Origin of the sequence: Rhizobium sp. AN6A, from assembly GCF_900215635.1 — a bacterium.
Lineage (GTDB): Bacteria > Pseudomonadota > Alphaproteobacteria > Rhizobiales > Rhizobiaceae > Agrobacterium > Agrobacterium tumefaciens.
Genome location: NZ_OCNC01000004.1, coordinates 1,743,762 through 1,756,326, shown reverse-complemented (window position 1 = coordinate 1,756,326; position 12,565 = coordinate 1,743,762). Strand labels below are relative to the sequence as shown.

At 60.9% G+C, this 12,565-nt stretch carries 10 protein-coding genes; 2 read left to right on the top strand and 8 right to left on the bottom strand.

What is annotated here, in order from left to right:
* Positions 1–32: 32 nt before the first annotated feature.
* The 3 genes from CRO62_RS21090 to CRO62_RS21080 form a co-directional block, all read right to left on the bottom strand.
* Positions 33–272 (bottom strand): DUF4170 domain-containing protein, encoded by a 240-nt coding sequence (locus CRO62_RS21090; protein WP_019564234.1) that lies wholly within the window; start codon positions 270–272, stop codon positions 33–35.
* A gap of 58 nt (positions 273–330) precedes the next feature.
* On the bottom strand, positions 331–1,137 hold the full coding sequence (locus CRO62_RS21085; protein ID WP_097101651.1) for a 3'(2'),5'-bisphosphate nucleotidase CysQ: 807 nt from the start codon (positions 1,135–1,137) through the stop codon (positions 331–333).
* A 93-nt stretch (positions 1,138–1,230) separates the two neighbouring features.
* Complete coding sequence (locus CRO62_RS21080) at positions 1,231–2,577, bottom strand: TldD/PmbA family protein (RefSeq protein WP_097103180.1); 1,347 nt, start codon at positions 2,575–2,577, stop codon at positions 1,231–1,233.
* Positions 2,578–2,693: 116 nt separating this feature from the next.
* Between CRO62_RS21080 and CRO62_RS21075 the strand changes: the two genes are divergently transcribed.
* Complete coding sequence (locus tag CRO62_RS21075) at positions 2,694–4,523, top strand: monovalent cation:proton antiporter-2 (CPA2) family protein (RefSeq protein ID WP_097101650.1); 1,830 nt, start codon at positions 2,694–2,696, stop codon at positions 4,521–4,523.
* Positions 4,524–4,565: 42 nt separating this feature from the next.
* Here CRO62_RS21075 and CRO62_RS21070 read toward each other — a convergent pair whose 3' ends face one another.
* The 3 genes from CRO62_RS21070 to CRO62_RS21060 form a co-directional block, all read right to left on the bottom strand.
* Positions 4,566–5,492, bottom strand: a complete 927-nt coding sequence (locus CRO62_RS21070; RefSeq protein ID WP_013635561.1) for a patatin-like phospholipase family protein — start codon at positions 5,490–5,492, stop codon at positions 4,566–4,568.
* A gap of 189 nt (positions 5,493–5,681) precedes the next feature.
* Complete coding sequence (rsmD, locus tag CRO62_RS21065; protein ID WP_097101648.1) at positions 5,682–6,239, bottom strand: 16S rRNA (guanine(966)-N(2))-methyltransferase RsmD; 558 nt, start codon at positions 6,237–6,239, stop codon at positions 5,682–5,684.
* A complete protein-coding gene (locus tag CRO62_RS21060; RefSeq protein ID WP_097101646.1) occupies positions 6,220–8,196 on the bottom strand; it encodes a pseudouridine synthase in 1,977 nt (658 codons plus the stop codon). The genes rsmD and CRO62_RS21060 overlap by 20 nt, the downstream gene beginning before the upstream one ends.
* A gap of 71 nt (positions 8,197–8,267) precedes the next feature.
* Here CRO62_RS21060 and CRO62_RS21055 point away from each other — a divergent pair, with 71 nt between their 5' ends.
* Positions 8,268–8,726, top strand: a complete 459-nt coding sequence (locus tag CRO62_RS21055) for a nucleoside deaminase (protein WP_097101644.1) — start codon at positions 8,268–8,270, stop codon at positions 8,724–8,726.
* A gap of 52 nt (positions 8,727–8,778) precedes the next feature.
* Here the strand turns inward: CRO62_RS21055 and CRO62_RS21050 are convergent, their stop codons facing one another.
* Both CRO62_RS21050 and ileS read right to left on the bottom strand, forming a co-directional pair.
* A complete protein-coding gene (locus CRO62_RS21050; protein ID WP_097101642.1) occupies positions 8,779–9,432 on the bottom strand; it encodes a hypothetical protein in 654 nt (217 codons plus the stop codon).
* Positions 9,433–9,637: 205 nt separating this feature from the next.
* Entirely contained in the window at positions 9,638–12,541 is a 2,904-nt protein-coding gene (ileS, locus tag CRO62_RS21045; RefSeq protein WP_097101640.1) for an isoleucine--tRNA ligase, read from the bottom strand.
* Positions 12,542–12,565 lie beyond the last annotated feature (24 nt).

The following is a 12,565-nucleotide window of genomic DNA, read 5'->3' as shown; positions in this document are numbered from 1 at the left end:
CCAATAGTATTACAACGCAAGGGCAAAAGGACTCAATTTTTATCGTCGGGATTGAGAAGACGGTGCATATGCACGATAAAATAACGCATATGGGCGTTATCAACAGTCATCTGCGCCTTGGATCTCCACGCGGTCAGCGCTGAAGCGTAGTCAGGATAGATGCCGACGATATCGAGCGCATTCAAATCCCGGAACTGAACATCCTGAAGATTTTCCAGTTCGCCGCCGAACACAAGGTGCAGCAGCTGTTTCTGTTTGCCAGATTCCGTCATGTCTTGTCTCTTTCTTAAGCTCTGAGAGCCCCTCATCTGCGGGATTTCCCGGCAAACGTCAACCATCGGACAGATGTGAAAACGCTTTCAAAAGCGCGGGAAGCGCATATTCTGCTGCAGCGCACAATGCGGGGTGGTTTACCTCGCGGCGATTATACATCAGGGGTTTTCCATCAAGTCCGACCAGACTGCCGCCTGCTCTTTCGAGGATAAGGTCTGCGGCGGCCAGATCCCACTCGTGCGAGTTCGCCTTGACCAGCGTTCCATCGATGCGGCCATCCGCCACCATCGCCAGCCGGTAGGCGAGCGAGGGCACATGCGGAATGCGCTTGACGGTGCTGCGCACCTCTTCCGGCAGATGCGTAATCACGTCTTCCGGTGCGGCCAGATGGAAGACGCCGGTGTTTTCGCGGGCGGCTGAAATCGGCTTGCCGTTCTTCAGCGCTTCGCCGCCTTCAAGTGCGGTGAATTCCTCTGCGAGTGCAGGCGCGACAAGGGCGGCAACGACCGGTCGCCCCTCATGCACCACCGCGACGCTGACGCACCAGGTATCCCGCCCACCGATGAAGGCTCGCGTTCCGTCGATGGGATCGATGACGAAGACGGTGGAGCGGGCAAGCCTTGTCGTATCGTCATCCGTCTCTTCCGACAGCCAGCCATATTCCGGCCGGGCGGTACGCAGGATGGTTTCGAGAATTTCGTTTGCCGCGTAATCGGCCGCGCTGACCGGTGAAAGCCCGCCATTCTTCCACCAGACCTCGGGGTCCTTGCGGAAGAAACCGAGGGCCGTCTCGCCCGCCTTGCGTGCGGCTTCGAGGACCAGCCTCAGATCGGAAGCCCAGAGGGGCTCAGCCATATCGTTCATTTTGCCGTCTTTTCCGCGCGCCTCATACGGCGCGCCTGTTTTTCCCTTCGCACTTGCACACAAAGTGCTGGCGAAAACAACCCGCAGGTCGCCTCACTTGCCCGCGATCGTCATGCCTTCGATAGCAAGTGTCGGTGCTGCGACACCATATTTGCGGTCGATATCGTTAGCCGGCGTGACACGCATGAACATGTCCTTCAGGTTCGAAGCGATGGTGACCTCGGAAACCGCGAAGGATTTTTCACCATTCTCGATCCAGAAGCCGCTCGCACCGCAGCTATATTCACCTGTGAGCATATTGGCGCCGTGGCCAATCAGTTCGGTGACGTAAAAGCCGGTTCCGACGTGCCTCAGCAGATCTTCCGGCGAAATATCGCCTGGCTCCAGCGCGAGATTGGTTGAGGACGGCGATACCGAAGTGCCACCGCGCACGCCGCGACCGTTGGTTTCAAGGCCGAGTTCACGCGCTGCCGAGGTAGAGAGGAACCAATGCTTCAGCACCCCGTCCTCGATCATCGTCATCTTCTCGCCCCGTACACCCTCGCCATCGAAGGGCCGCGACGAGGGGCCACGAACGATCTGCGGATCGTCCGTCAGATAAAGGCCCTTTTTCAGAACCTGCTGCCCCATCCTGTCGCGCAGGAAGCTGGTCTTGCGGGCAACGGAAGCGCCATTGATCGCGCCGGCAATGGCGCCGACGAAACCGCGCGCGATGCGCGGATCAAAAACCACGGTGATGTTGCTGCCGGTGTCGACCTGACGCGGACCGACCCGCCGCACGACTTTTTCGCCGGCGCGGCGGCCGATCTCTTCGGCTGCATCCAGATCGGCGTAATAAAGGCGGCTGTCGAAATCGTAGTCGCGCTCCATCTTCGTGCCCTCGCCGGCGATGACACTGACGGAACGGCTAAAACGGCTGCCCATGTAGCTGCCGGAAAAACCGTGCGAGGTGGCAAGGACGAGGCCGCCCATGCCGCTCGATGCGCCAGCACCGGAAGAATTGCTGACGCCCTTGACGGCAAGCGCCGCCTCTTCCGAGGCGAGCGCTGCCTCACGCAATTGATCTGTAGAGACCTCGGTCGCATCGAAAAGCTCGAGATCGTCGTAGGAGGTCGCGAGCCGTTCCCTGTCTGCCAGGCAGGCAAAGGGGTCTTCCGGCGAAACCTTCGCCATGGCCACCGCCCGTTCCGCCAGGGTCTTCAGGTCGAAGCCGGGATTGGCCGAAACGCTCGCCACCCGCCGCCCGACGAAAACACGAAGCGAAAAATCATCGCTTTCGGAGGATTCGGTACTTTCCACCTTGCCAAGCCGGACGCCGACCGATTGCGACCGAGAGCGGACGACGACGGCATCCGCCTCATCCGCGCCTGCAGCGCGGGCAAGATCGACGAGCTCGCTGGCGCGATCGAGAAGTTTGGAAGAATCTATTTCTGAGGACATGAGTTGGCCTTTCATTCCTGTTCCATTTATTGTGCCATCAACCCCGCATCAAGGGCGAAACGCCGCTTTCTCCATCGGCAAGGCTTTGTCGCCACCATATTCGAAAGTCAGCCAGCATGACCGAGCACGACGCTCTCTTTTCCGAACCCTTGCTGCTTCTGGCCGGCGCGGTCATCGCGGCGTCGATTTTCCGCAAACTCGGCCTTGGCACCGTGCTCGGTTATCTGGTGGCGGGCATCGTCATCGGGCCGTTCCTGCATCTGGTGACAGACGCGAAAGATATCTTCAACGTCTCGGAACTGGGCGTGGTTTTCCTGCTCTTCATCATCGGCCTCGAACTCAAGCCATCGCGCATTTGGCAGATGCGGCGCGATATTTTAGGGCTAGGGCTGGCGCAGGTGCTGGTGACGGGTAGCGTGCTGGCATTGATTGCCTGGTGGGCCGGGCTGATCGACGCGCGCGGCAGCCTCGTTGCGGGTTTCGGCCTTGCACTCTCCTCCACCGCCTTTGCGTTACAGATTCTTGAAGACGATGGCGACATGAATACGCGGCATGGCAACCGCTCCTTCTCGATCCTGCTGTTTCAGGATCTCGCCATCGTACCGCTTCTCGCCCTTGTCACCATTCTTTCCAACCGCCCGGACGTGCCGACGGATTCGATGGCCTACGATCTCGTCGCCTCCGTTGTCGCGGTGGCGGGCATGGTGTTGGCCGGGCGTTATCTGCTGACGCCGATGTTCCAGATCATCGCCCGCACGGGTGCGCGGGAAGTGATGATCGCCGCCGCCCTCTTCGTCGTCATCGGTGCGGCCGCCATCATGGAGGCGGTTGGGCTTTCGATGGGCATGGGTGCGCTGCTGGCCGGGCTGATGCTGTCGGAATCCTCCTATAGGCACGAGCTGGAAGCCGATATCGAGCCGTTTCGCGGGCTGTTTCTGGCGCTGTTCTTCATGGCTGTCGGCATGTCGCTGCACATCAACATCGTCTACGAGCACATTCTTCTCATCCTGATCGCCGTGCCGGCGATGATGGCTGTGAAGGCGGCCGTAATCTATGGACTGTGCCGCATCGCCGGTTCGTCCCGTTATGCATCGAGCCGTATCGCGCTGCTGCTGGCGCAGGGCGGCGAATTCGGTTTCGTGCTGTTTTCCACTGCTGCCGCCTCCCGCCTGTTTCCGCAGGCGACGGCTTCCATCCTTGTCGCCATCGTGACGCTTTCCATGGCGCTGACGCCGCTGCTGGCAGTGGTTTCTCGCCGGCTGACGGCGGAAGATGCCGATGAGGACACGCTGGACGAGGATTTTGACGGTGCTGGCGCCGATGTGCTGATGATCGGCTTTTCGCGCTTCGGCCAGATCGCCTCGCAAATCCTGCTTGCCGGTGGGCGCGACGTGACTGTCATCGACAGTTCGGCCGATCGTGTGCGTCAGGCTTCCCGCTTCGGTTTCCGCATCTTTTTCGGCGATGGTACACGCAAGGACGTGCTGATCGCGGCTGGCATAGAGCGCGCCGATCTCGTTGCGGTCTGCACCCATAAAAAGGAAGTCACCGACCACATCATCGACATGATCCAGTCGGAATTTCCAAGCGTGCGCATCTATGCCCGCTCCTATGACCGCATTCATTCCCTCGATCTCAGGAAAAAGGGCGTGGAATACGAAATCCGCGAGACGCTGGAATCCGGCCTGCTGTTTGGCCGCCGCATTCTGGAAGGGCTGGACATGGACGGCGAAAGGGCGCTTGCCATTTCCGACGACATACGCGAGCGCGACGAGGAGAGATTGCAGCTACAGGCCGTGGAAGGGCTCGCCGCAGGCAGGCAGATGCTGCACAACAAACCGGTGCGCGAAGTGAAGCCCGAGCCACTGATGAAGCCGAAGAACAAGGTGGAAAAGCGCGAGGAAGAAGAGGACGAAGACGAGGGTGAAATAGCAGTCTCCCACTAAGCGGCACGCGCTCGCCCATAGCGAATACTCAAGGAGTACTGCTCACGCCTCCACGCCCTGCCCGCGATGGAACAGTTCCACCTGCATTTCGATCTGCCGTTTCAGATCATCCTTGATCCCGGCGGAAGCGTTCAGCACTTCTTCCGATTTGAGAAAATCCAGCACGCCAAAACGGTGCACCGGTGGGCGCAGGAAAATATGCGGCGGGCGCAATCTGAGTTTCAGGGCAATGGCCGCCTGCATCATCAGCTGACTGGCGCCGAACAGGCTGTCCAGCCGGTTCGGCATGGTGGTGCCGTCACCTTCAGGGCCGCCAACCACATCGATGCCGACGATGATATCGGCCTGATCCATCAGATGCTCATAGGGCACAGGATTGAAGATACCGCCATCGATCATGATGCGGCCGTTGACGCGCACCGGCATGAATAGAGCCGGAATAGCCGCAGAAGCCGCCAGCGCCTGAATGATCTCGCCGGTTTCCACCACCACTTCGGTCTGCGCATAATAATCCGTGGTCACCACTTTCAGGGGAATGGCAAGTTCGGAAAAATCCTTCGGCAGGGCCTGCGGCATCAAGGCGTGCAGAATAAGTTCGAGATTGAACTGGCCAAGACGAAAACCATCGACCGCATGGCGCATGGATGCGGGGCCGAGGCTCCAGAGACGGTTGGCGACCGAACCCTTCCGCCCCATGAGTTCAAGCGTATATTCGCGGATTTCCTTGCCGCTCATGCCGGCCGCCATGCCTGCTGCGATGATGGAGCCGATGGAGGAGCCGGAAAGCGCGACCGGGCGAATGCCTAGTTCGTCGAATGCCTCGATGACGTTGATGTGGCAGATGCCGCGTGCGCCACCGCCGCCGAGCGCCAGGCCGAATGTCGGCTCATGACCGCTCTCGCGGCTGGCATCGATTGCCTCTTGCCCGGCGTGAACCATTGTCACGCTGTCGTTTACACCCTGCTCCATGCCAAATACCCAAGACCCTTTCCACGGCAAAGCCTCTGCCTATTCGGCAAACAAGACAAGACCGTGACGTGACGGGAAAGTGCTGCCGTCAGAGCGTTTTCGCTTTTCTTCAAATCGCGAAAACACTCTAACTCTTTGTTTTGTGGCATTTCCGCACGGAAACCGGGGGCCGTTTTTGCTGGAAATGCTCTAGGGCTCGTAGCGGTAGAAATGCATTTTCGAGTCGCCGAAGATGCGGCTTTCGAGCGGTTTGAACACCGGCTCGACATGGACCACAACATCGCCGCGCTCTTCCAGAATGGCGAGCGCACCGGGTGCCAGCCAGCCGCCAGCATGGGCGGCGGCAAATGCCTTCTCCCCGTGGCCCTGGCCATAGGGCGGATCGGCGAACAGGAGATCGAAGGGCTCGATATTGTTGACGCCGCCAAGCTTGGTTGCGTCACGCCGCAGAATGCGGGCACGCCCATGCAGCCCCAGCGCATCGATATTTTCCCACAACAGCCCCCTGCCCTCAACGCCGTTTTCGACGAAGAGCGCCACACGACAGCCACGCGAAAGCGCCTCCAGCCCGACCGCGCCCGTTCCGGCAAAAACGTCCAGAACGCGCGTACCGTCAAGACTTTCCGGATAGGCGTGGCTCAGAATATTGAAGAGGCTTTCCCGTGTCCTGTCGATTGTCGGACGAATGGAATTTGTTTTCGGCGCGGCCAGATTTCGGCCGCGGAACTCACCGCCTACGATCCGCATTACGTGTCATTCCCCTGCCACCAGAAGGTTTGCCACCCGGGCCTTTGCCGCCCGGCTTGCCGCCGCCGGGGCCGCTACCGCCACCGGGGCCTTTGCCCTTGCCTGAAAAACCCGAACGTTCGCCACGTTCACCCGGTTTACCAAAGGAAGGCTTGCCCGATGCGGGCCTGCCGCCGGGTTTTCCACCCGCTTTTGCGCCTCTCGGCTTGTCACCGAAAGGCCGGTCGCCGCGTGGGCGATCACCGTCTTCGCGGGGCTTGTCGCGGAACGGACGCTCACCGAAAGGTTTCTCACCACGCGCTGTGCGATCTCCGAAGCTCTTCTCACCGCGTGGGCGGTCGCTGCGCGGGCGATCACCCTCCTCACGCGGCTTGTCACGGAACGGACGGTCGCCAAACGGTTTTCCACCGCGTGCGGTGCGATCTCCGAAGCTCTTCTCGCCGCGAGGACCGTCGCCACGCGGGCGATCTCCCGCTTCACGCGGCTTGTCACGGAACGGGCGGTCGCCGAAGGATTTCCCGCCGCGATCTCCAAAGCTCTTTCCGCCGCGCGGGCCGTCGCCACGTCCACGACCGCCTTCTTCTTCGCGCGGGGAATCCGAACGGATCCACTCGCCCTCGGAATCGGCATGCCTGACGACATTGCGGCGCGCTTCCGCCTGGGCGGATGGCTTCTTGAACAGGCTTTCCGCTTCCGCGCGGGCAGAAGACTTCCGCTCCTTGCCATCACGGGTGGGCTTTGCGCCGGGCGCCATCCAGACATTGGCCGTGCGGCTGGTGCCCGCGGGCGGGCGGGCGGGGCGGCGTTCTTCGCCATCCTCTTCGCCACGGGTTTTCGCGCCGAATTTCCCGGCAGGTTTGCCACCGAACTTGCCGGCTGGCTTGTCACCGCGCTTGGTGTCGAGACGACCGAGCGCCTTTTCGCGGCGATCTTCCGGTTTGCCGGCAGCCCTGTCGAAACGCGGCTTGCCTTCCGGCGTGTCGCTCTTTGCCCATTCGGACCGGGGCGCGCGCTTGGGCGTGTTTTCTTCTTCATCGTCGGCGACAGGCGCATCGTAGATCGGCGCATCAAAATTGGCGCCGGATTGTTCGATGAGGCGCGGACCAAGCTGGTCACGCAGCATGCGGCCACGCACTTCAAGCACCTTGCCTTCGGGCAGATCGCCAAGCTGGAACGGGCCGTAGGAGATACGGATCAGGCGGTTGACCTCAAGGCCGAGCGCGCCGAGCACGTTCTTGATCTCGCGGTTCTTGCCTTCGCGCAGACCCATGGTGATCCAGACATTGTGACCCTGGGTGCGGTCGAGCGTCGCGTCGATAGCGCCATAAAGCACGCCGTCGACGGCAATGCCTTCCTTCAGCTTGTCGAGCGCGGCCTGATCGACCTCGCCATGGGCGCGCACGCGGTAGCGGCGCAGCCAGCCGGTTGTCGGCAGTTCGAGCACGCGCGAGAGACCGCCATCATTGGTCAACAGCAGCAGGCCTTCGGTATTGATGTCGAGGCGGCCGATGGAGAGCACACGCGGCAATTCACCCGGCAGATTGTCGAAAACGGTGGGGCGGCCTTCCGGGTCGGAATTGGTCGTCACCAGGCCAGCGGGCTTGTGGTAAAGCCACAGGCGCGTGCGCTCAGCCCCGCGAATGGGCATGCCATCCACTTCGATCTTGTCGGAAAGCGTCGCATTCATCACCGGAGTGTCCAGCTTGACGCCGTTCAGCGACACGCGGCCTTCCATGATCATGCGCTCGATATCGCGGCGCGAGGCAACGCCGGCGCGCGCCATGATCTTGGAAATGCGCTCTGGCTTGGTGCCGATAACGGCTTCCTGCACCGGAGCCGCCTTGGCTTCTACCGGTTTCTTTTCACGCTCTGCGGCGGGCTTGCCGGGGCCTTTCGGCTTCTTGTCGCGGCTAAAAGTCTTGCCACCGTCACGCTTCGGCTTGTCTTTAAAAGTCATTTGCTGTTTGCCTGTTGTTTGGGCTGTCCTATCAGGTCCAAGCACAAGGGTTAAGAGGAAATTGAAACGCAATGGCCGAAAGGACGCATTTCATGGAACTGGCGCTGGCGGAAGCCCGTGCCGCCGGTGAGCGGCAGGAGGTTCCTATCGGCGCAGTCCTGGTTCTGGACGGTCGCGTCATCGCCCGTTCCGGCAATCGCACACGTGAATTGAACGATGTGACGGCGCATGCCGAAATCGCCGTGATCCGCATGGCCTGCGAGGCGCTGGAACAGGAACGCCTGCCCGGTGCCGATCTCTATGTAACGCTGGAACCCTGCACCATGTGCGCGGCGGCGATCTCGTTTGCCCGCATCCGTCGTCTCTATTACGGTGCGGAAGACCCGAAGGGCGGCGCGGTGCATAGTGGCGTGCGTTTCTTCAGCCAGCCGACATGCCACCACGCGCCTGATGTCTATTCGGGGCTGGCGGAAAGCGAAAGTGCTGAAATTCTGCGGAAATTCTTTCGCGAGAAACGTCTCGACGAATAAGCAGCCGGCGGGAGATGCAATCTTTCCCGCAGGCCATAAGCCCTTCATTTTATCAGAAGGGGTTCCACCAGGGTTTGCCGGTGTTTGCCATCGCCGCTTCTTTCTTACGGCGCTTTTCCTTCTTCTGCTCCGGCTCACCGAGGTCAGTCAGCTGATCCTGCGGAACGCTACGATATTCCTGCGGCGGATCGGTCAGGAACTTGCGCTGGGCGTTGACGACAGAGCCACCCTGGGCATCTGCCTTGGCCTTGCGGAAGGCTTCCCATTTCTGACTTTCGGTCATCTGGCCGGCCGTGCCGTTGCCAGCAAGCAGCGGTGAGCGGTAGTGCGGATTGTTCTTATTGGCATCCGCCTCGTCACGCAGGCGTTCACGGGTCTCTTCCGGCGATTCGACCCATTGCGGGTTGTTTTCGCGGCTGGCCATGTTCTGCTGCGGCGTCGTCAATTGCTCGGCGCGGGACTGAGCGGGGACAACCAGACCGGGACGCGGGCTGTATTTCAGGTTGCGTTTTTCCTGATCGTTGCCGGTGATCGAAGTCGCGTTGCCGAGGTCGTCTACAAGCTGTTCTGCCGCCGTCTTACCCGTGCCATAGGTTGGGCTCATGCAGGCGCTGAGCAGCACGCCTATCGCCGTGATACCTGCAACCGTGCGGAACATGCTCAAACCCTGCGCGTTATCCTGCCCAAAAGCCTTCATCGTCTTCATAAAAACCCTTCCAGCCGTCCGTCCCATTGCGCCAGACATCGTCTTTCGGCAGGCGGTAGCCCGCATTGCCGTGCAAATCCGGCCATTTTCAGGCAGGTGTACCGGATGAAGAGCTAAAGCGCAATTCATCCGGCCATTTTCCTCGCGCATCGGCCCGAAACTCGAAATCGATTTTTCGACAGGAACGATGCGCAGCAGCTCTAAATCATCCCAGCGCGGCAAGCTCGCGCAGTGCCGCCGCATCACGGGCCGAAACCTCCGGATAGTCCGGATCGGAACCGACATCGGTGGTGATACGCCAGGAGCGTGCGCATTTTGCGCCTTCCGCCAGCTTCTGCTCGACCACGACCTTTGCGACCTCCGGCAAGCGGAAGCCATCGGCAGGGCCTTCATCGCCGACCACCGAAATGGCCGAGGTGATGCAGATTTCGGCAAAATCCTGCCCGGAGAGAGCCGCCAGAAGATCGGCGTCGGCAATGTGCACGACGGGCGCTGCCTCAAGCGAGGAGCCGATACGCTTTTCACGGCGTTCCACTTCGAGCGCACCGGTGACGACCGTGCGGACCTTGCGGATTTTCTCCCACTTCGCTTCCAGCGCGTCGTTGTTCCACTCCGCCGGAATTTCCGGGAACTGGGCGAGATGCACCGATTCCGCATCCGGATAGCGCGAAAGCCATGCTTCTTCAGTGGTGAAGGGCAGCATGGGCGCGAGCCATGTGACGAGGCAATCGAACAGCTTGGCGATGACCGACAGCGATGCACGGCGCTTCAGCGACGACGGCGCGTCGCAATAAAGCGTGTCCTTGCGGATGTCGAAGTAGAAAGCCGACAGCTCAACATTTGCGAAATCGATCAGGGCGCGGGCGATCTTCTTGAAGTCGAAGGCGTCGTAGCCATCGCGCACGACCTTATCCAGCTCGGACAGGCGGTGCAGCACCAGCTTTTCCAGTTCCGGCAGATCGGCATAGGCGATCTCCTCGCCCTTGTCGTGGGCAAGCGTGCCGAGCATCCAGCGCACGGTGTTGCGCAGCTTGCGATAAGCGTCGATGTTGGTCTGGATGATGGCCTTGCCCAGACGCTGGTCTTCCCAATAATCCGTCGTCATGACCCAAAGTCGCAGGATATCCGCGCCGGACTCTTTCATCACGTCCTGTGGTGCAACAACGTTGCCGAGAGACTTGGACTGCTTGCGGCCCTGCTCGTCCATGGTGAAGCCATGGGTGACGACGGCGTTATAGGGCGCGCGGCCACGCGTCGCGCAGCTTTCCAGCAGCGACGAATGGAACCAGCCGCGATGCTGGTCCGAGCCTTCGAGATAGACATCCGCCGGCCACTTCATGTCCGGGCGGTCTTCCAGCGTGAAGGTATGGGTGCAGCCGCTATCGAACCACACGTCGAGGATATCCATGACCTGCTGCCATTTGGCGTGGTCATGGTCATTGCCGAGGAAACGTTCCTTGGCGCCTTCGGCAAACCAGGCATCCGCACCTTCAGCCTCGAAGGCTTCGAGGATGCGGGCGTTGACAGCCTCGTCGACCAGAACCTCGCCCTGCTCGTCGGCGAAGACCGCGATCGGCACGCCCCAGCTGCGCTGGCGCGACAGAACCCAGTCGGGCCGACCTTCGATCATGGCGCGCAGGCGATTCTGGCCGGATGCCGGAACGAAACGGGTCTGGTCGATGGCATCAAGCGAACGCGAGCGCAGCGTGGTGCCGTCGCCGAGTTCCTTGTCCATGTAGACAAACCACTGCGGCGTGTTGCGGAAGATCACCGGCTTCTTGGAGCGCCAGCTATGCGGATAGCTGTGCTTCAGACGGCCGCGCGCGAACAGGTTGTTGGCCGCGATCAGCGCCTTGATGACGCGCTCGTTGGCATCGCCCTTCTTGCCGTTATCATCCATGACGCGGGCCGCACCGCCTTCGGCAGACGGGCCGAAACCGGGGGCGTCCTCGGTGTAGAAACCGTCATCGCCAACGGGGAACGGGATGGCCGGCGAAACGCCGCGCGCTTCCAGCTCACGCTGATGCGCGGTCCAGACGTCAAAGTCCTCGCGGCCATGGCTCGGCGCGGTGTGCACGAAGCCCGTGCCTGCATCGTCGGTGACGTGGTCGCCATCGAGAAGCGGAACCGGGAAATCGTAGCCAAGCGACGCCAAAGGATGGGCGCAGGTGATGGCGGCCAGTTCTTCAGCTTTCACATCGCGCACGAACTTGAAGGTCACCTTCGCCTTGGCAGCAGCCTCATCGGCAAGCTTCCTGGCGAAGATCAGCTTTTCACCCGGCTGCGGACCGAAATCGTTCTGCGCGCTTTCGACTTCAAACAGGCCATATTCGACCCGCGAGGAGAAGGCGATGGCGCGGTTGCCGGGGATGGTCCACGGCGTGGTCGTCCAGATGACGACAGAGACGCCGGAAAGAGCGGGCGCAGCATCCTTCACCGGGAACTTCACCCAGATCATGTCGCTCTCAACGTCGTGATACTCGACCTCGGCTTCCGCCAGCGCCGTGCGCTCGACAACCGACCACATGATCGGCTTGGAACCGCGATAGAGCTGGCCGCTTCTTGCGATCTTCAGGAGTTCACCGGCGATGCGGGCTTCGGCGTGGAAGTTCATCGTCGTGTAGGGATTGTCGAAGTCACCCTCGATGCCAAGACGCTTGAACTCTTCCGACTGAACCTTGATCCAGCCAGCCGCAAAGTCACGGCATTCCCTGCGGAACTCGTTGACCGGAACCTCGTCCTTGTTCTTGCCCTTGGCGCGGTAGGCTTCCTCGATCTTCCATTCGATCGGCAGGCCGTGGCAATCCCAGCCGGGCACGTAATTGGCGTCGAAACCGCGCATCTGGAACGAGCGGGTGATGACGTCTTTCAGGATCTTGTTCAGCGCATGGCCGATGTGGATGTTGCCGTTGGCATAGGGCGGGCCATCATGCAGCACGAATTTCTCGCGACCGGCGGCGGAGGCGCGGAGCTTTTTATACAGGCCCATTTCCTGCCAGCGCTTCACCGTTTCCGGTTCTTTCTGCGGCAGGCCGGCACGCATCGGGAAATCCGTCTGCGGCAAATAGAGGGTCGAGGAATAGTCGAATTTTTCTGCGGTGTCGCTCATAATTGTACCGTTGTTGCGCGCCGT

What these genes read in the sequence shown, in the direction of transcription:
- CRO62_RS21090 (WP_019564234.1), bottom strand. Translation starts at nt 272, where the DNA reads ATGACGGAATCTGGCAAACAGAAACAGCTGCTGCACCTTGTGTTCGGC.
- CRO62_RS21085 (WP_097101651.1), bottom strand. Translation starts at nt 1,137, where the DNA reads ATGAACGATATGGCTGAGCCCCTCTGGGCTTCCGATCTGAGGCTGGTC.
- CRO62_RS21080 (WP_097103180.1), bottom strand. Translation starts at nt 2,577, where the DNA reads ATGTCCTCAGAAATAGATTCTTCCAAACTTCTCGATCGCGCCAGCGAG.
- CRO62_RS21075 (WP_097101650.1), top strand. Translation starts at nt 2,694, where the DNA reads ATGACCGAGCACGACGCTCTCTTTTCCGAACCCTTGCTGCTTCTGGCC.
- CRO62_RS21070 (WP_013635561.1), bottom strand. Translation starts at nt 5,492, where the DNA reads ATGGAGCAGGGTGTAAACGACAGCGTGACAATGGTTCACGCCGGGCAA.
- rsmD (WP_097101648.1), bottom strand. Translation starts at nt 6,239, where the DNA reads ATGCGGATCGTAGGCGGTGAGTTCCGCGGCCGAAATCTGGCCGCGCCG.
- CRO62_RS21060 (WP_097101646.1), bottom strand. Translation starts at nt 8,196, where the DNA reads ATGACTTTTAAAGACAAGCCGAAGCGTGACGGTGGCAAGACTTTTAGC.
- CRO62_RS21055 (WP_097101644.1), top strand. Translation starts at nt 8,268, where the DNA reads ATGGCCGAAAGGACGCATTTCATGGAACTGGCGCTGGCGGAAGCCCGT.
- CRO62_RS21050 (WP_097101642.1), bottom strand. Translation starts at nt 9,432, where the DNA reads ATGAAGACGATGAAGGCTTTTGGGCAGGATAACGCGCAGGGTTTGAGC.
- ileS (WP_097101640.1), bottom strand. Translation starts at nt 12,541, where the DNA reads ATGAGCGACACCGCAGAAAAATTCGACTATTCCTCGACCCTCTATTTG.